11 protein-coding genes are annotated in these 15,622 nt (G+C 59.6%); all 11 read left to right on the top strand.

From position 1 onward, the window contains the following. The first annotated feature begins 339 nt into the window (after positions 1 to 339). On the top strand, positions 340 to 1,689 hold the full coding sequence (nhaA, locus tag L7A20_RS06610; RefSeq protein ID WP_237222843.1) for a Na+/H+ antiporter NhaA: 1,350 nt from the start codon (positions 340 to 342) through the stop codon (positions 1,687 to 1,689). Between the two features lie 233 nt (positions 1,690 to 1,922). Continuing rightward, entirely contained in the window at positions 1,923 to 3,281 is a 1,359-nt protein-coding gene (gene nhaA / locus L7A20_RS06605) for a Na+/H+ antiporter NhaA (RefSeq protein ID WP_237222842.1), read from the top strand. 309 nt (positions 3,282 to 3,590) lie between these two features. Then, a complete protein-coding gene (locus L7A20_RS06600; protein ID WP_237222841.1) occupies positions 3,591 to 5,141 on the top strand; it encodes an alanine/glycine:cation symporter family protein in 1,551 nt (516 codons plus the stop codon). A gap of 176 nt (positions 5,142 to 5,317) precedes the next feature. Continuing rightward, positions 5,318 to 6,820 (top strand): APC family permease, encoded by a 1,503-nt coding sequence (locus L7A20_RS06595; RefSeq protein ID WP_237222840.1) that lies wholly within the window; start codon positions 5,318 to 5,320, stop codon positions 6,818 to 6,820. A gap of 455 nt (positions 6,821 to 7,275) precedes the next feature. Then, the gene (locus L7A20_RS06590) at positions 7,276 to 7,734 is read left to right on the top strand and encodes a hypothetical protein (RefSeq protein ID WP_237222839.1); all 459 of its coding nucleotides are present in this window, start codon (positions 7,276 to 7,278) and stop codon (positions 7,732 to 7,734) included. Between the two features lie 98 nt (positions 7,735 to 7,832). Further along, positions 7,833 to 9,251 (top strand): TIGR01777 family oxidoreductase, encoded by a 1,419-nt coding sequence (locus L7A20_RS06585; protein ID WP_237222838.1) that lies wholly within the window; start codon positions 7,833 to 7,835, stop codon positions 9,249 to 9,251. A 103-nt stretch (positions 9,252 to 9,354) separates the two neighbouring features. After that, a complete protein-coding gene (locus L7A20_RS06580; protein ID WP_237222837.1) occupies positions 9,355 to 11,805 on the top strand; it encodes a 5'-nucleotidase C-terminal domain-containing protein in 2,451 nt (816 codons plus the stop codon). A gap of 145 nt (positions 11,806 to 11,950) precedes the next feature. Beyond that, on the top strand, positions 11,951 to 12,295 hold the full coding sequence (locus tag L7A20_RS06575; protein WP_237222836.1) for a PLD nuclease N-terminal domain-containing protein: 345 nt from the start codon (positions 11,951 to 11,953) through the stop codon (positions 12,293 to 12,295). Positions 12,296 to 12,359: 64 nt separating this feature from the next. Then, entirely contained in the window at positions 12,360 to 13,424 is a 1,065-nt protein-coding gene (locus L7A20_RS06570; protein WP_237222835.1) for an NAD(P)-dependent alcohol dehydrogenase, read from the top strand. A gap of 137 nt (positions 13,425 to 13,561) precedes the next feature. After that, complete coding sequence (locus tag L7A20_RS06565) at positions 13,562 to 14,500, top strand: DUF808 domain-containing protein (protein WP_237222834.1); 939 nt, start codon at positions 13,562 to 13,564, stop codon at positions 14,498 to 14,500. Between the two features lie 259 nt (positions 14,501 to 14,759). Next, a complete protein-coding gene (locus tag L7A20_RS06560; RefSeq protein ID WP_237222833.1) occupies positions 14,760 to 15,548 on the top strand; it encodes a hypothetical protein in 789 nt (262 codons plus the stop codon). Positions 15,549 to 15,622 lie beyond the last annotated feature (74 nt).

The following is a 15,622-nucleotide window of genomic DNA, read 5'->3' as shown; positions in this document are numbered from 1 at the left end:
TGCTTCTGGTGCACCCGTGTTGGCGCGTTTTGCGAAAAATATCGATTATTTAGGGCTAGTTTTTGCCTCCAGGTCTCGGTAGGTACCCCTCAAGCCGTCCTCTTGCTAGCATGGCTCGCTCCCAAAACTTGTTCCCGTTATCTAATTCCCCTCCTCACCTCGCATTTGATAAGCTAGATTACTAAGGTGTGCCGGGAAGACTGGTCGGCCCGCCCAACTCACCACCGCCCCACCTGAAGGTAGGCACCCGCGGCGCTGTAGGCGTCCGCCCCGGTAACTCTTCAGAAGCGGCCGGTGAGTAGGCGGTTTATCGTTACTCATCGACCTCAAAGAGCGTTTATGTCATCAGAAAACACCGTCCTATCGCGCGGCTCCTACAAGGAATCCCAGCGCATTTCAGAGATCCTCTCCAAGGAATCCACCGGCGGCATCATCCTGCTGGTTGCCACCGTCCTCGCCCTCATCTTTGCTAACTCAGCGGCCGCCGAGCACTACTTCGGCCTGCGCGACAGCTACCTGGGCGCTGACTTCTGGGGGCTGCACCTTAAACTCTCCATCGGCCACTGGGCAGCGGACGGCCTGCTAGCAGTCTTCTTCTTCCTGGTCGGCCTTGAACTCAAAAAGGAATTTGTCGAGGGCGACTTGCGCAACCCCGGCAAGGCCCTGGTGCCCATCGTGGCAGCAGCAGGTGGCGTTGCCCTGCCCGCCATCATCTACGCACTGGTCAACCTCAACAGCAGCTCTGAGGCCCTCGGGGGCTGGGCTATTCCCGCAGCAACGGATATCGCCTTCGCGGTGGCCGTCCTCGCTGTTATCGGCTCCCACCTGCCCTCTGCCCTGCGCACCTTCCTGCTCACCCTGGCCGTGGTCGATGACCTCATCGCTATCACCATCATCGCCCTCTTCTACACCTCTGACCTACAGATTGGCTACCTGGCGCTCTCTATCATTCCGATTGCCCTCTACGCCCTGATCGCGCGCAAGGGCGAGAAGCTCTTCCACCTCTCCCCCGCCGCGTCCTGGTTCATCCTGCTGCCCATCGGTTTTGTGGTCTGGGTACTCTTCCTCAATTCCGGTATTCACGCCACCATCGCGGGCGTCATTCTGGCCTTCATGATTCCCGTGCGCAAGAACAAGCGCACCGAAGCAGCGGACGCCCACCACGGCCTGGCCGAGGTCATGGAGCACCGCGTGCGCCCCTTCTCCGCAGGTTTCTGCGTCCCCGTCTTCGCCTTCTTCTCAGCGGGCGTCGCTATCGGCGGCTTCCAGGGCTTCATTGACGCGGTCACCGAGCCTATTGCTTACGGCATCATTCTGGCCCTAATTTTCGGCAAGATGATCGGTATTACGGTCTCTACCTGGCTCATTACCCGCCTGCGTCGTGCCAACCTCGACCCCGATATCGCCTGGATTGACGTCATCGGCGTAGCCACCCTGGCCGGCATCGGCTTCACCGTCTCCCTGCTGATTGCCGAGCTGTCCTTCGGCCTGGGCTCCGACTACAACGACGCCGCTAAGGTCGCGATTCTGACCGCCTCGGTCACTGCCGCCCTGCTCGGTGCCATCATCCTGTCAATCCGCAACAAGCACTACAAGCAGGTTGCGCTCAAGGAGACTGTGGACGAGAACCAGGACGGCATCCCCGACGTCTTCACCGACAATACGGACGCACCCCGCCCCGGCGCCTAGCGTCCGCCCCCCGCTACCTCAAGGGGACCTTATTTCCTCAAAGGGACCGCATAATTTGCGGTCCCTTTTGGGTTATGCGGTCCCCTTGCGTGCGGGACAGATGCGCGGAGGCTTTTCAAACGGGGCGGACGCCGGTGTGCAGTTCTGCATCTCAGATTCCGGCATTAGCTGGGCTAAAGGAGCATAATGGAACCTGAAGCAAGTGATGACACCTACCCGACCTAAGGAGAGGCATGACTCAGACGCCTCACAAGGACCCGCTCTTTTCCCGCGGATCGTACGCCGAGACCAGCCGCGTCTCAGAGATTATGCGCAAGGAATCGGTGGGTGGTTTTATTCTGCTCGCCGCCACCGTGCTCGCCGTTATTCTGGCTAACTCCCAAGCCGCACATTTCTACGAGAGTGTGCGCGATACCGAGCTGGGCTTGAGCATTCCCGGCTTCAGCCACCTGATGATGAACGTGCATCTGTGGGCCGCTGACGGCCTGCTCACGGTCTTCTTCTTCCTCACCGGTCTAGAACTCAAAAAAGAGTTCGTGGTGGGCGACCTGCGTGACCCGGGTAAAGCCGTCGTCCCCATCGCGGCCGCCTTCGGCGGTGCCATGACCCCGGCTATTATCTATTTCGCCATCAACCACGGCAATGAGACCGCTGTGCACGGCTGGGCTATTCCCGCCGCTACCGATATCGCTTTCGCGGTGGCCGTGCTGGCCGGTGTGGGCACCTTCCTACCCGCGGCCCTGCGCACCTTCCTACTGACCCTGGCTGTGGTCGATGACCTGATTGCCATCGTTATTATCGCCCTCTTCTACACCAGTAACTTCCACGCCTGGTACCTGATTATCTCTATCATTCCCATTGGGCTATATTTCTGGCTGACTCACAAGCATGAGAAGTTCTTCCACGAGAAAAAGTGGGCGGCCTGGGTCATCTTGCTACCCCTGGGGCTTATCACCTGGGCTCTCTTCCTAGAGTCAGGCATTCACGCCACCATCGCGGGCGTCATTCTGGGCTTCTGCGTCCCCGTCCGCATGACCGCCCAGGCCAAGCAAGCTGATGCTCACGCCTCCCTGGCCGAGACCCTGGAGCACCGCCTGCGTCCGCTCTCTACCGGCTTCTGTGTCCCCGTCTTCGCCTTCTTCTCCGCCGGTGTAGCCGTTGGCGGCTGGGACGGTCTCAAAACCGCCCTGGCAGATTCCGTTGCCATCGGTATTATGGTCGGTCTGGTGCTGGGTAAAACCGTTGGCATTACCGGCACCACCTGGCTCATTACCCGTTTCCGCGGGGTTAATCTCGACCCCGATATTAAGTGGATCGATGTCATTGGCCTGGCAGTCACCGGCGGTATCGGCTTCACCGTCTCCATGCTGGTTGCCGAACTCTCCTTCGAGGCAGGCTCCCTGCACACCGAGGACGCCAAGGTCGGCATCATGATCGGCTCCCTCATTGCTGCAATTCTGGGTGCCGCCATCCTGTCGATCCGCAACAAGCACTACAAGGAAGTCGCCCTGAAGGAAAGCGTGGACGAGAACCAGGACGGCATCCCCGACGTCTTCACCGACAACACGGACGCACCCCGCCCCGGCGCCTAGCGTCCGCCCACCCCAGCACACCTGCAAGGGGACCGCAAAACCTAAAAGGGACCGCATATCACGTGGTCCCTTTTAGGTTTTGCGGTCCCCTTCTAGGGTGAATTCTAAGAGCGAAACGGCAACATCACACCGTACCTGTTTTGCACAATCGCAAGCGAGCTGTGAGAATTACCCCTAGTGTTCACCGCCCTAGCGCCGGTGATTCTCCGCCCTTACTGCCCACCGTGCCGCAGCTAAGGCGCCCCACCAAGTGCAACCGGCCCACCCATACCCCGGACCGGTCCGCCCTTATAACGATTTGGAGCACGCATGGATACTCTGCTCAAGGCAGTGAACTGGATCAATGAATCCACCGCTGGAGCAACCGAGATGATCACCGGCATCTCAGATGCACTCTGGGCCTACTTTCTTCTTTTTGTCCTGGTAGCAGCAGGCCTGGGCATCACGATTGCCACACGTGGTGTGCAGTTCCGCCTGATTGGCGAAATGTTCCGCACCCTCAAGGACCCGGCAGGTACCGAGTACAACGGCAAGAAGAGCATCTCAGCCTTCCGCGCCTTTACAGTTTCGGCAGCCTCCCGCGTGGGTGTGGGTAATATCGTCGGCGTTGCCATGGCTATCATCCTGGGTGGTCCCGGCGCTGTCTTCTGGATGTGGGTCATCGCCTCCATCGGTGCCGCGTCCGCCTTCGCAGAATCCCTGCTGGGTCAGCTCTACAAGCGCAAAGGTGAGGACTCCTACATCGGCGGTCCTGCCTACTACATGGCCCGCGGCCTCAACGCTCGCTGGCTGGGTCTCATCTTCGTTGCCTTCATCGTGATCACCTACGCCTTCGTGTTCGTGGCCGTGCAGACCAACTCCATCGTGGGGGCAGCAGCTGGCTCCTTCGGCGTTGACATCAGCGGTACCAACGGCATGGGATTCCGCGTCACCCTCGGTATTATCATCGCGGTCATTGCGGGCTTTATTATCTTCGGCGGCATCCGCACCATTTCCTCGGTCACCGAGATCCTGGTTCCCTTCATGGCAGTTCTCTACCTGATTCTGGGTCTGATCATTGTTGCAATGAACCTGGGTGAGGTTCCCGCTGTACTGGGGGCTATCTTCGCCGGTGCTTTCGGTCTGGAAGAGTTCGTGACCGGCACCCTCATCGGTGTGATTACCCAGGGCATGCGCCGCGGCCTGCTCTCCAACGAGGCCGGTATGGGTACCGCCCCCAACGCCGGTGCAACTGCGTCCGTCTCCCACCCCGCCAAGCAGGGCTTCGTGCAGGCTCTGGGTGTCTACTTCGATACCATGCTGGTCTGCTCCGTGACCGCCTTCATCGTGCTGGTAGCCGGCGATATCCCCTACGGCAACCGCGATGCCTCCGGCACTCTCACCCAGACCGCTCTCTCGACCCACCTGGGTCCCTGGGCGGTTCACTTCCTGACCGTGGCGATTGCCCTCTTCGCCTTCTCATCCATCATCGGTAACTACTACTACGGCGAGTCCAATATCCGCTTCGTCACCGAGAAGCACCTGCCCATGAACATCTTCCGCGTCATCGTGATTCTGTTCGTGTTCTTCGGTGCCATCGCTTCACTGGATCTGCTGTGGAACCTCGCCGACTTGCTCAACGGCGGCATGGTCATCGTCAACCTGACCGCGGTCTGCCTGCTGATGCCTAAGGTCATGAAGGTGCTCCGCAACTACGAGGCCCAGCGCAAGGCCGGCCTGGAACCGATCTTCCAGGCCTCAGACCTGCCCGAGATTAAGAACCTGGACGCCTGGGACGGCACCGACGAGCTCACCCAGCGCGAATACTGGCAGGCCTACGACCGCGAGCAGGCTGAAAAGCGCGCCGCCCGCGGCAAGTAGTTCACCCTTCGGGTAGCTACCCCGTTAGGACGCCGTCGCCCGCCACCCTGCCCCTTGGCAGGGAAGGTGAGCGGCGGCGTCCTGGTTTTAAACCCCTATACTGAAAGCTGTTCTTAACCGCCACCGGGGCGGGCTTCTTACGCCCACCGCACCGCAGAGGATGATCTTTAGCGACAATGACCAACGACTTCCGCCACAAAGGCCTCGCCGCAGGGCGCCTGGGGCTAGCTTCTTCAACCGTCATCGGGGTTGCGTCAACCGCCCCCATGTACTCACTGGCTGCCTCTATTGGCTTCATCGTGATAGCCGTGGGCTATCAAGCCCCCATAGCCCTGATTTTGGGCTTTATCCCTATGCTCCTGACGGCGCTCTCCTATAAGGAGCTGAACGAGGCGGTGCCGGATTCAGGCACGGTCTTCACCTGGGGCGCTAAGGCTTTTGGGCCGAAGACCGGCTGGATTTCTGGCTGGGGCGTTATCGTGGCGGGCGTGATTGCTATGGCTAATCAGACCCAGATTGCGGCGATCTATTTTTGGCTGTTGATGGGGCAGGACGATCTGGCCCACAACAAGCACGTCATCGTGGCGACCGGCGTTCTGGTAATTTCCCTAACCACCTGGATTTCTTACCGCAATATTGAGGCTGGTTCACTGACCCAGTGGCTGCTGGTGGGCATTCAGTACGTGGCGATTGTTTTGCTGGCTCTGGGTGTCTTTAATTCCCTGGCATCGGGTGCAGTGACAGGCTTTGAGTTTGAGTCCAGCTGGTTTAACCCCTTTGAGGCTAGCTTTGACGGAATGATTCAGGCTGTTCTCATCGCTATCTTCATCTACTGGGGTTGGGACACCTGCCTGGCCATTGCCGAAGAGACCAAGGACCCTCACCGCACTCCCGGCCGCGCAGCCGTCCTTTCTAGCTCCATCCTGGTGGTCACCTACGTTTTCGTGACCGTGGTAGCCCTGATGTATGCGGGGGCAGGTTCAGGCGGTATTGGCCTGGCTAACCCCGATAATTCGGACGACGTCTTCACCCCTTTTAAGGACGCCGCCCTGGGCTCCTGGGGTTGGATCATCATTCTGGCGGTGGCTGTATCTGCTCTGGCGACCTGCCAGACCACGATTCTGCCCTCTTCCCGCGGTATTTTTGCTATGGCGGTTTACCGGTCAATTCCGGCCAAGTTCGGCGATGTTCACCCCAAGTTCAAGACCCCCAAGACTTCTACCGTCTACATGGGTGTTTGCTCGGCTCTCTTCTACGCGGGCATGACCTACATCAGCGAGAACATGCTGGCCGATACGATTGAGGCCGCCAGTGTGGCTGTGGCCCTGTACTATGCGGTGACATCCTTCGCCTGCATCAAGTACTACCGGGGTGATATTTTCACTAGCGCCCGCAATGTGGTGTTCCGTCTGCTGATTCCGGCAACCGGTGGACTCATGATGACCGGTATTCTGGTGATTTCTCTGGTCAATATGGCTGACCCTGAGTACGGCTATACCCAGATGCTGGGGACCAGCGGTGTCTTTGTCACTGCGGTAGCTTCTTTTGTGATTGGTTTTGGCCTGATGGCGCTGTTGATGGGACGGGATGAGTTCAAGCCCTTCTTCCGGGGTGAGACTCTGAATATGGACACCCGGGTCAAGGTACCCGAGTCTGCTGACCTGGACGAGGTGAAATAGAGCGACTGTACCACCATGCCCTCTCTAGCACCGGTCAAGCGTGTGACAGAGAGGGCAACACGCCCTGAAGGTCTAGAAATTTTTTACAGATAGATAAAATTTGCACTATTTAGGGGTGGTTTTGTTTGGCCTTGCCAGACCCAAATTAGGGGGCAACCCTATATACCTGCCTAGTTTTTATCCCCTTTTATACCTACAGAATCTCAGGTTTTGCAGAGGTTGAGGTGTCATACTTGGTGTAGTAGGTCTGGAAGAGTTTGGGCTGACAGACCTGCGATTCAGAGTATGAGTGTGTTTCAAATTTATCGTCTCTGATAGCTGCCCGCAGGGGTGTGGGCAGTGCATCGAAGTGGAGGCGAGCCCCCTGGGAAGGGCTCGTCTCCACTTCTCTTTATCCCCTTTCTTTGACTCCGAGTACAGTAGATACGAAACATCCGCCTCGGCAAGGAGTATCAATGGCCGTCGATCCGCAGCATACCCAGATTAAAGAGACCGCTTTTGCGTTGGCCCGTAAGTTTGGGTGGGCGCTGGAGTACAACGGTGGGCTGGAGCTCGACGGTGAGTTCCTTGACGATGCTGATCTGTCGGTGGAGCGCTCCGAGGACGGTGTGCAGGTGGAGTATGTGCTCAATATCAGTTATGCCGATTCGACCGCCTACGGGTACACCCTCACGCGCGAGGCGGCGAGCGCCCCGGCGTCCGCCTTTGGCGTGGGCGCTTTTGGCCAGGACGCAGGCGGTGTGGCACCTGCACCCAGCAGCTTTGATGCGGGGGCGGGTTTTGGCCTGGGGTCTTTCGCTACGGATGGTCTGCCGGGTGAGAATGCGGTGACCCTGGCTGAGAAGTATTACATCACTACGCTGGCTGAGCTGATTGAGGCTGTGGAGGCGAAACTAACCGCTCTGGCTATCTAGGAAAGCTTTCTTTTCTATCAATCACGCGTGCCTGCTGCGCATTACCCCTCCTAAAAGGTAAGGTTGCTTAAAATTCCTTTGATCCCAGGAGGGCTCCCATGGCTGACTTTACCTATACCGCCGCCTACCCCTACGCCGAGGAAACTGTGCGCACCTGGTTTATGCGTCCGGGTGCCCTGACCCGGGCGACCCCTCACTGGGCTGGGTCTGTGGTTGAGGAGGGCAGTCCTCAGGAACCGGGAAGTACCGCTCATACCCGGGTGGCCCTGCCCCTGACCTCGGGCCTGCTGACCCTGCCGCGGGCAGCTCGCCATACTCGGGCGTCCGCAGATTCCTTCACTGACGAAATGGTCCGCGGCCCCTTTTCTTCCTGGGAGCACACCCACGATTTTCTGTCGACGCCGGGCGATACGGTGGTGCGCGATAGCATTACCTTCACAGCTCTTCCCACGCTGCCAGCACCCGCGGAAAAGGTAGGAGCTGCGGCTGAACGGCTTGCCCGGGCAGCGGCGCAAAAGCAGCTAGAGAAAGTCTTTGCCGCCCGCGAGCGCCGTATCCACGCTGATCTTGATTTCCAGCAGCGCTATGAAAGTGACCCCCTGACGGTCGTGGTGGCTGGGGCGTCCGGCATGGTGGGGCGCCAGGTGGTTGCCCTGCTGACCGGGGGCGGGCATACGGTGCGCACGCTGGTGCGTCGCGCCCCCGAGGCTGAGTACGAGTTCCGTTGGGATCCGTCTGCTGGCGAGATTGATACCGCCGCTTTTGAGGGTGCGGACGCCGTGATTCACCTGGGCGGGGCCAGCATCAACCAGCGCTTCACCGAGGAGAATAAGAAGAAGATTCTTACCTCCCGTGTTGAGTCCACGACCCTGCTGGCAACTACCCTGGCCAACCTGGTGCGGCAGAGGGGTGCGGACGCCGCCCCGCGCGTTTTTGTCTGCGCTTCTGCGGTGGGTTTCTACGGCCCTGACCGGGGCCAAGAGATACTCACCGAGAATCAGGACGCCGGGAGCGGCTTCCTGGCGCAGGTATGCCAGGCGTGGGAGGCAGCCTGCCAACCTGCTCGTGAGGCAGGGGTGCGGGTGGTTAACGTGCGCACCGGCCTGGTGCAGTCTGCCCTGGGTGGTATGTTGCGCCTGCAGCTGCCGGCTTTCTTGAGCGGGACCGGTGGCTGGGTTGGTTCGGGTGAGCAGGTGCAGAGCTGGATCAGCCTGGACGATATTGCCGGTATCTATGTGCACGCGGTGCTGACCGAGAAGCTGGAGGGGCCGGTGAACGCGGTGGCTCCCACGCCGGTAACGGCGAAGGCCCTGGCAAAGACGGTGGGGAAGGTGCTGCGTCGCCCCGTCCTGCTCCCTATTCCGCCTGCTGTGCCTGCTCTGGTCCTGGGGCAAGAGGGAGTGAAGGAATTAGCGCTGGCGAGCCAGCGGGCCAGTGCCGATAAGCTCTTGGCTAGTGGCTACGTTTTCTTTGAGCCGGAATTAGAGCGGGCTCTGGCTCACGAGCTGGTTCGCTAGGGCTTTTTGTTCACCGAAATGTTACTGTAAACACCGGTAAGACGGCACGGAGCGGGCTATTCTGTTGAATGACACACATCATCATTCTCACCGAAAGATAAGCATGTCTTCTTCTCTCTCCCGCCGTCTTGCTGGCCTGGCAGCCAGCGGTGCAACCGTTGTTGCCCTGGTTGTTGCCCCCGTTCCGGGTGCAGGTGCAGCCGATACCACCACCCTGACCCTGCTGAACATTAACGACTTCCACGGTCGTATTTCTACCAGCATTGCTATGGGCCTGGCCAACACCATCCAGACCGAGCGTGCCGCTGCCACCGACGGCTCCCTGCTGCTCTCAGCTGGCGATAACGTAGGTGCCTCCCTCTACGTTTCCAGCGTGCAGAAGGATCAGCCCACTCTGGACTACCTGAACGCCCTGGGCCTTTCTGCCAGCGCCGTGGGTAACCACGAGTTCGATGCCGGCATGGACGACCTGGTCAACCGCATTATCCCTGCTTCCTCTTTCACCTACCTGGGCGCCAACGTCCTGAAGGCTGACGGCACCCCCGCCCTGGAGCCCTACTACACCACCGAGGTCAACGGCACCACCGTGGCCGTCATTGGTGCTGTCACCACCGAAACCCCGCAGCTGACTGACCCCTCAGCGCTGGCGTCCGTACAGTTCACCGACCCCATCGAGGCCGTGAACAAGTACGCCGCCCAGCTCTCTGACGGCGATGCAAGCAACGGCGAAGCCGACGTGATTATCGCTGAGTACCACGAGGGTGTAGACACCTCAGCTCCCGAAGCTGACGCGATTATCAACCAGACCAGCGCCGCCGTGGACGCCATTTTCACCGGCCACACCCACGCCGAGTACGTCATTGATGGCGCAGTTCCCGGCCAGGCAGGCAAGACCCGCCCCGTTATTCAGACCGGCAACTACGGCGATAACCTGGGCAAGGTTGTGCTGACTCTGGATGCCGAGAAGAACGTCACCGCCTACTCCTCTGAGCTGGTCAAGCGTCTGGATGCACCCACCTCTGAGCAGATTGCTGCTGACCCCGTCCTGGCTAACGTGAACACCATCATCACCAACGCCAACGCCTACGCCACCGAGCAGGGCTCTGTGGTAGCTGGCCAGGTCAGCGCCCCCATCACCACCGGTTTTGACTCCGCCAAGGACACCCAGGGTGGCTTTGACATGCGCAACTACGAGTCCACCATGGGTCACCTGGTAGCGGATATGTACCTGGCTGCTGCTAACTCCACCGGCCGCACCCCCGCCGATATAGGCATCGTCAACCCCGGCGGTCTGCGCGATGAGCTGCCCGGCGGCCTGCGCACCTCACTGGGCCTGGCCGTGAACAAGAACGTGCGCGTCATGGACATCGTCAACGTGACCCCCTTCGCCAACAACCTCTGGACCACCGAGCTCACCGGCGCCCAGCTCAAGACCGTGCTTGAAGAGCAGTGGCAGCAGAACTCGGCAGGCGAGATGGCAACCCGCCCCTACCTGCAGCTGGGCTTCTCCTCAAACGTCACCTACACCTACACCGGCTCCCCCGACGCTGAGGGCTACGCAAGCCGCGGTTCCAATGTGCTCGATGTGTACGTCAACGGCACAAAGGTTGAGGACGCCGACACCTACACCGTCGCTATCCCCAGCTTCCTGCTGGGCGGCGGCGACAACTTCGGCACCCTCTCCCAGGGCGCTAACGCCAAGGACACCGCCCTGGTGGATTCGGACGCCTTCGTTGAATACTTCAAGAACGCTGGCACCGTTGACCCCAACTTCGCCAAGCAGGCTGTGCGCGTTGCTGGTCTGGCTGAGAGCTACGACGTCAACGGTACTCTGACCTTCTCCCTGTCTGACCTGAACGTCCGTAGCTACGGCGTACCCGCCCTGACCGAGCTGAAGGTGACCGTGGGTGGCATTGAGGCTGGCACCGTTGCTGTTGCTGAGGACGGCACCGCGGCAGTTTCCCTTGACCTGGCAGGTAAGGGCATCACCAACGGCACCCACGAGGTTGTTCTGACTGATGCGACCGGCGTTGCTGGCACCACCGTCCGCCTCTCAGCCAACTTCACCGGTGAGGTTGCCGAACCCACCCCTGCTCCCTCTGAGGAACCCACTCCCGCTCCTTCTGAAGAGCCGACTGTAGCTCCCAGCGAAGAGCCCACTGTCGCTCCCTCTGTTGAGCCGACTGCTGAGCCGACCGTAGCTCCTAGCTCCGAGAGCACTGTTGTTGCACCTGCCCCCTCAGCTACCGCTTTTGAGTACGAGAACTGCGCCGCTGTGTGGGACGCTTTGGGTCGCCCCATCAAGTCCGACGAGGCAGGCTTCCACAAGGGCCTGGATGCAGATAAGGACGGCGTAGGCTGCGAACAGGACCCCAACTACACCAACAAGGCTGAGGACGGCAGCGCCATCAAGACCTCTACCTCTTCAGGTAGCAGCTCTTCCGGCCGCCTGGCTAACACCGGTTTCACCGCCTCTATGATCGCTGGCGCGGGCGCCCTGGCCCTGTTTGCCGGTGGCGCTGCCCTGGTAGCTAACCGCCGCCGCAAGGCCTAGAGGTTTACACCGTAGGCTCCACGCCCTAGAACGGTGAACACCTAGTCTGCCCTCACAAAGGGACCAGATTACTCTGAATTGTATGTGTTGTGTACAAGGACTATGGGAGTAATCTGGTCCCTTTCTCTCTGCTCTGACCGCTACCATGGACACTATGCCCCTCGATGTCTTTTCCACCCCCGCCCTTTCCCTTACAGGCCTACTTGCGGCGGGCGTCCGCGCCGCTGAAGAAACCGGAACCCAGCTCAGCCTCTTCGGCTGGTTCTTCTACCCCCTGCTCTTTCTTGCCATGGGCCTGGCCATTTTCTGCGTGCTCACCGTGCACCGTCAGCCCCACCTGAGTGAGACGCAGAAGCTCAAGTGGCTGCTCTTCACTCTTTTTATCCCTATCGTTGGCCCCCTAGCCTACTGGCTGCGCATGCGCTCTGACCGGCGCGAATTGGCTGAAACCACCAGCTCTCACTCTGAGAGCGAACCGGCCGCGCAGTAGGTAGCGCAAGAAGCGGGCAGGTGTAGAGTGAGAGGTGACAAGACCACTTCACTCAGGAGACTCTATGCCTATCACAGTCAAGGCCCTGCAAAAGTTTGGCCCCGACCAGCCCTTCAAAGTCACCGAAATCGAGCGTCGCGACCCCCGCGAGGACGATGTCGTCATCAAGATTGAGGCAGCCGGTATCTGCCATTCCGATATCCACACCATCCGTAACGAGTGGGGTGAGGCCCACTTCCCCCTGGCCGTAGGCCACGAGATCGCGGGTACTGTTGAGGCTGTCGGCTCTGCCGTCACCAAGTTCAAGGTGGGCGACCGCGTGGGCGTTGGCTGCCTGGTCAACTCCTGCGGCGAGTGCGAGCAGTGCGCCGCTGGCTTCGAGAATAACTGCCTGAACGGCTCTGTGGGCACCTACAATTCCAAGGACGTAGACGGCACCATCACCCAGGGCGGCTACGCCCAGAAGGTCACCGTCAATGAGCGCTTCGTTCTGCGCATTCCCGACGCCCTGGACTTCGACGTGGCAGCGCCCCTGCTCTGCGCCGGCATCACCACCTACTCACCCCTGGCCCGCTGGGGCGTTAAGCCCGGCATGAAGGTAGCCGTGATGGGCCTGGGCGGCCTGGGGCACATGGGCGTGCAGATTGCTGCCGCCATGGGCGCTGAGGTCACCGTGCTCTCCCGCAACCTCAAGAAGGCGGACGCCGCAGCCAAGCTGGGTGCCGCCCGCACCCTGGCTACCACCGACGAGGGTTTCTTCACCGAACACCGCGGTGAGTTCGACCTGATCCTCAACACCATCTCTGCCCCCATCGACCTGGATTCTTACCTGGGCCTGCTTAAGCCCCGCGGTATCCTCTCGGTGGTGGGCCTACCCCCGGAGGCCCTGGAGATTCACATGAACCGCCTGATTGGGGGCGGCAAGGTGCTCACCGGCAACAACATCGGTGGCATTCCCGAAACCCAGGAAATGCTGGACTTCTGCGCCGAGCATGGTATCGGCGCCGTCATCGAAAAGATTGGTGTGGACGAGGTCGACGCCGCCTACGAGCGCGTTGTCGCCGGCGACGTGCAGTTCCGCGTGGTTATCGACACCGCAACCTTCGACAGCGCTGAGGTCAGCGCCTAGCCGACCACCGGCGTCCTCATCTTGAGGTAACGAGGGCCCCGCCCACCAAAGTGTGCGCGGGGTCTTAGCGCACCCGGAGCCGCCGGGCAGTATTCTTAGGAACAACACAAACCTATTTGTTCCCCGAGGAGATTTCTATGGCCGGTGGTTTAGCGGCTCTCTTAGATGACGTAGCGGCCCTCGCCAAGCTGGCAGCCGCAAGCGCGGACGACGTAGCAGCGGCAGCTGGCCGCGCCAGCGTGAAGGCAGCCGGTGTGGTGGTGGACGACGCCGCCGTCACCCCGCAGTACGTGCGCAATATCGAACCCAAGCGTGAGCTGCCCATCATCAAGAAAATTGCGGTAGGGTCCCTGCGCAACAAGCTGGTCTTCATTCTTCCTGCAGCCCTGCTGCTGAGCCAGTACCTGCCCTGGATGCTCACCCCCCTGCTTATGCTGGGCGGCACCTACCTCTGCTTTGAGGGCGCCGAAAAGGTCATCGAGATGTTCTCGAAGAAGGAGCACGCCGCGGAAGAAACCCCCGCGGTGGTGCAGGGGGAGGACGCTGAGAAGAAAATTGTCTCGGGGGCTGTGCGCACCGACTTCATTTTGAGCGCCGAAATCATGGTGATTGCCCTGAACGAGGTTGCTTCTGAGGGCTTCTGGGCCCGCGCCGCTATTCTGGCTGTGGTCGGTATCGGCATTACCCTGCTGGTGTACGGTGCTGTGGGTCTGCTGGTCAAGATGGACGACATCGGCCTGGCGATGGCTCAGCGTGAATCTGCCGGGGCGCAGAAGTTTGGCCTGGGCCTGGTGAAGGCTATGCCCGTGGTCATGAACGTTATTTCTGTCGTGGGTACGTTCGCCATGCTCTGGGTCGGTGGCCACATTATTCTGCTGGGTCTTTACGATATGCACTGGTGGGAGGCTCCCTACCAGTTCGTGCACCATCTTGAGGAGTACGGCCACCACCTGCCCGCCCTCGGTAACGTGGCAGCCTGGCTGATTAACACCTTCTGCTCTATGGTGATTGGCCTGATCTGGGGTGGCCTTATTGCCGCTGTGGTCCACTTCCTGCCCGGCAAGAAGCACCACTAGGCTTTGTAGCTTCTCGTGGAGGGGTTCTGCAGGCTCACGCTCTCCCCTATGAACCCCTCCCCCTAGTTTGTACCGTGCCCTGCCCGTTTTTAGCGTTAAAAGCGGGCAGGGCACGGTACAAACTATTTAAGATGGCATTCTAGGTATCAAGTAGTACCTTTTGGCCAGCAGGTTAAAGGGCGAGGGTAGGGGAGACAGGGGGGCCGGGTAGCAGATATAAGTGGAATATTTTTAACGGACTAAAAGGAATGCTTAGCTAATGACAACCTACGAGATAACTCCAGCTATTCTTTTTTGTATAGGATTGATTGTTATTAGTCTTGGTGGCTGGGCCCTCCTCGGCGCAGGCAAAAACCGCACCTACGCCCTCACCAAAGACCCCTATTGGATGGACCTCTACCTATTCATTCTTGGCGCCAGCGGGATTTTTTTCTTAGGTCTCCTAGTTGCGTCCATCTTGTTGCATTACTTCGGCAATGAGAATCTATTATTTTTATTGGCAGGCTTTGTGTCTGCTGGATCTTTAGGCTGGCTTGTGTTGACCTGGACCGCAGCCTCCTTCACCCCTGCCCCCTTCATAGGCCCCCGCCCCCGCTGGTGGAAAGAAGCCCACCACACCCTCTACGCCTGGACCCGCCACACAAAACACCACCACATCCACGCCACCCGCCTCTACCGCATCCCCACCCCCACAGCACCCCCCACAGAACCCATCACCAACATCCGCAAAACCAACCAACCCTACGCCATCGAACTCTCAGCCTTCACCAACACCCACACTAGCTTTAAGCTCTACCACCACTTCGTCCCTTCTAACCCCACTCACCGCTACACCCTCAGAGGAACCATCACCGGCCCCTTCACTTTCACTGGTCAAGTGCCCACTCAGCACCTATCAGCACAAGATCTTCACTACCGCAAGTCCATGTACTTTGAACAAGAGCCAAATCTTGAACCAACCCGTACACGCACCGTTGAGATGTTTGTGGATAAGAGGGACTGTCAGGAAAACGGTGTAAACCCTCCCAACCCCAACAGGAGAAAATAACACCATGACAACAGAACACCAACTCGCCCAAAACCTCATCACCCAAGCCAAAGAACAAGGCCTAGACCTCAGCA

Source organism: Rothia nasimurium (assembly GCF_928381415.1).
GTDB lineage: Bacteria > Actinomycetota > Actinomycetes > Actinomycetales > Micrococcaceae > Rothia > Rothia nasimurium_H.
Note: the sequence above shows the minus strand (reverse complement) of the source record. Positions and strands in the feature narration are given on the sequence as shown.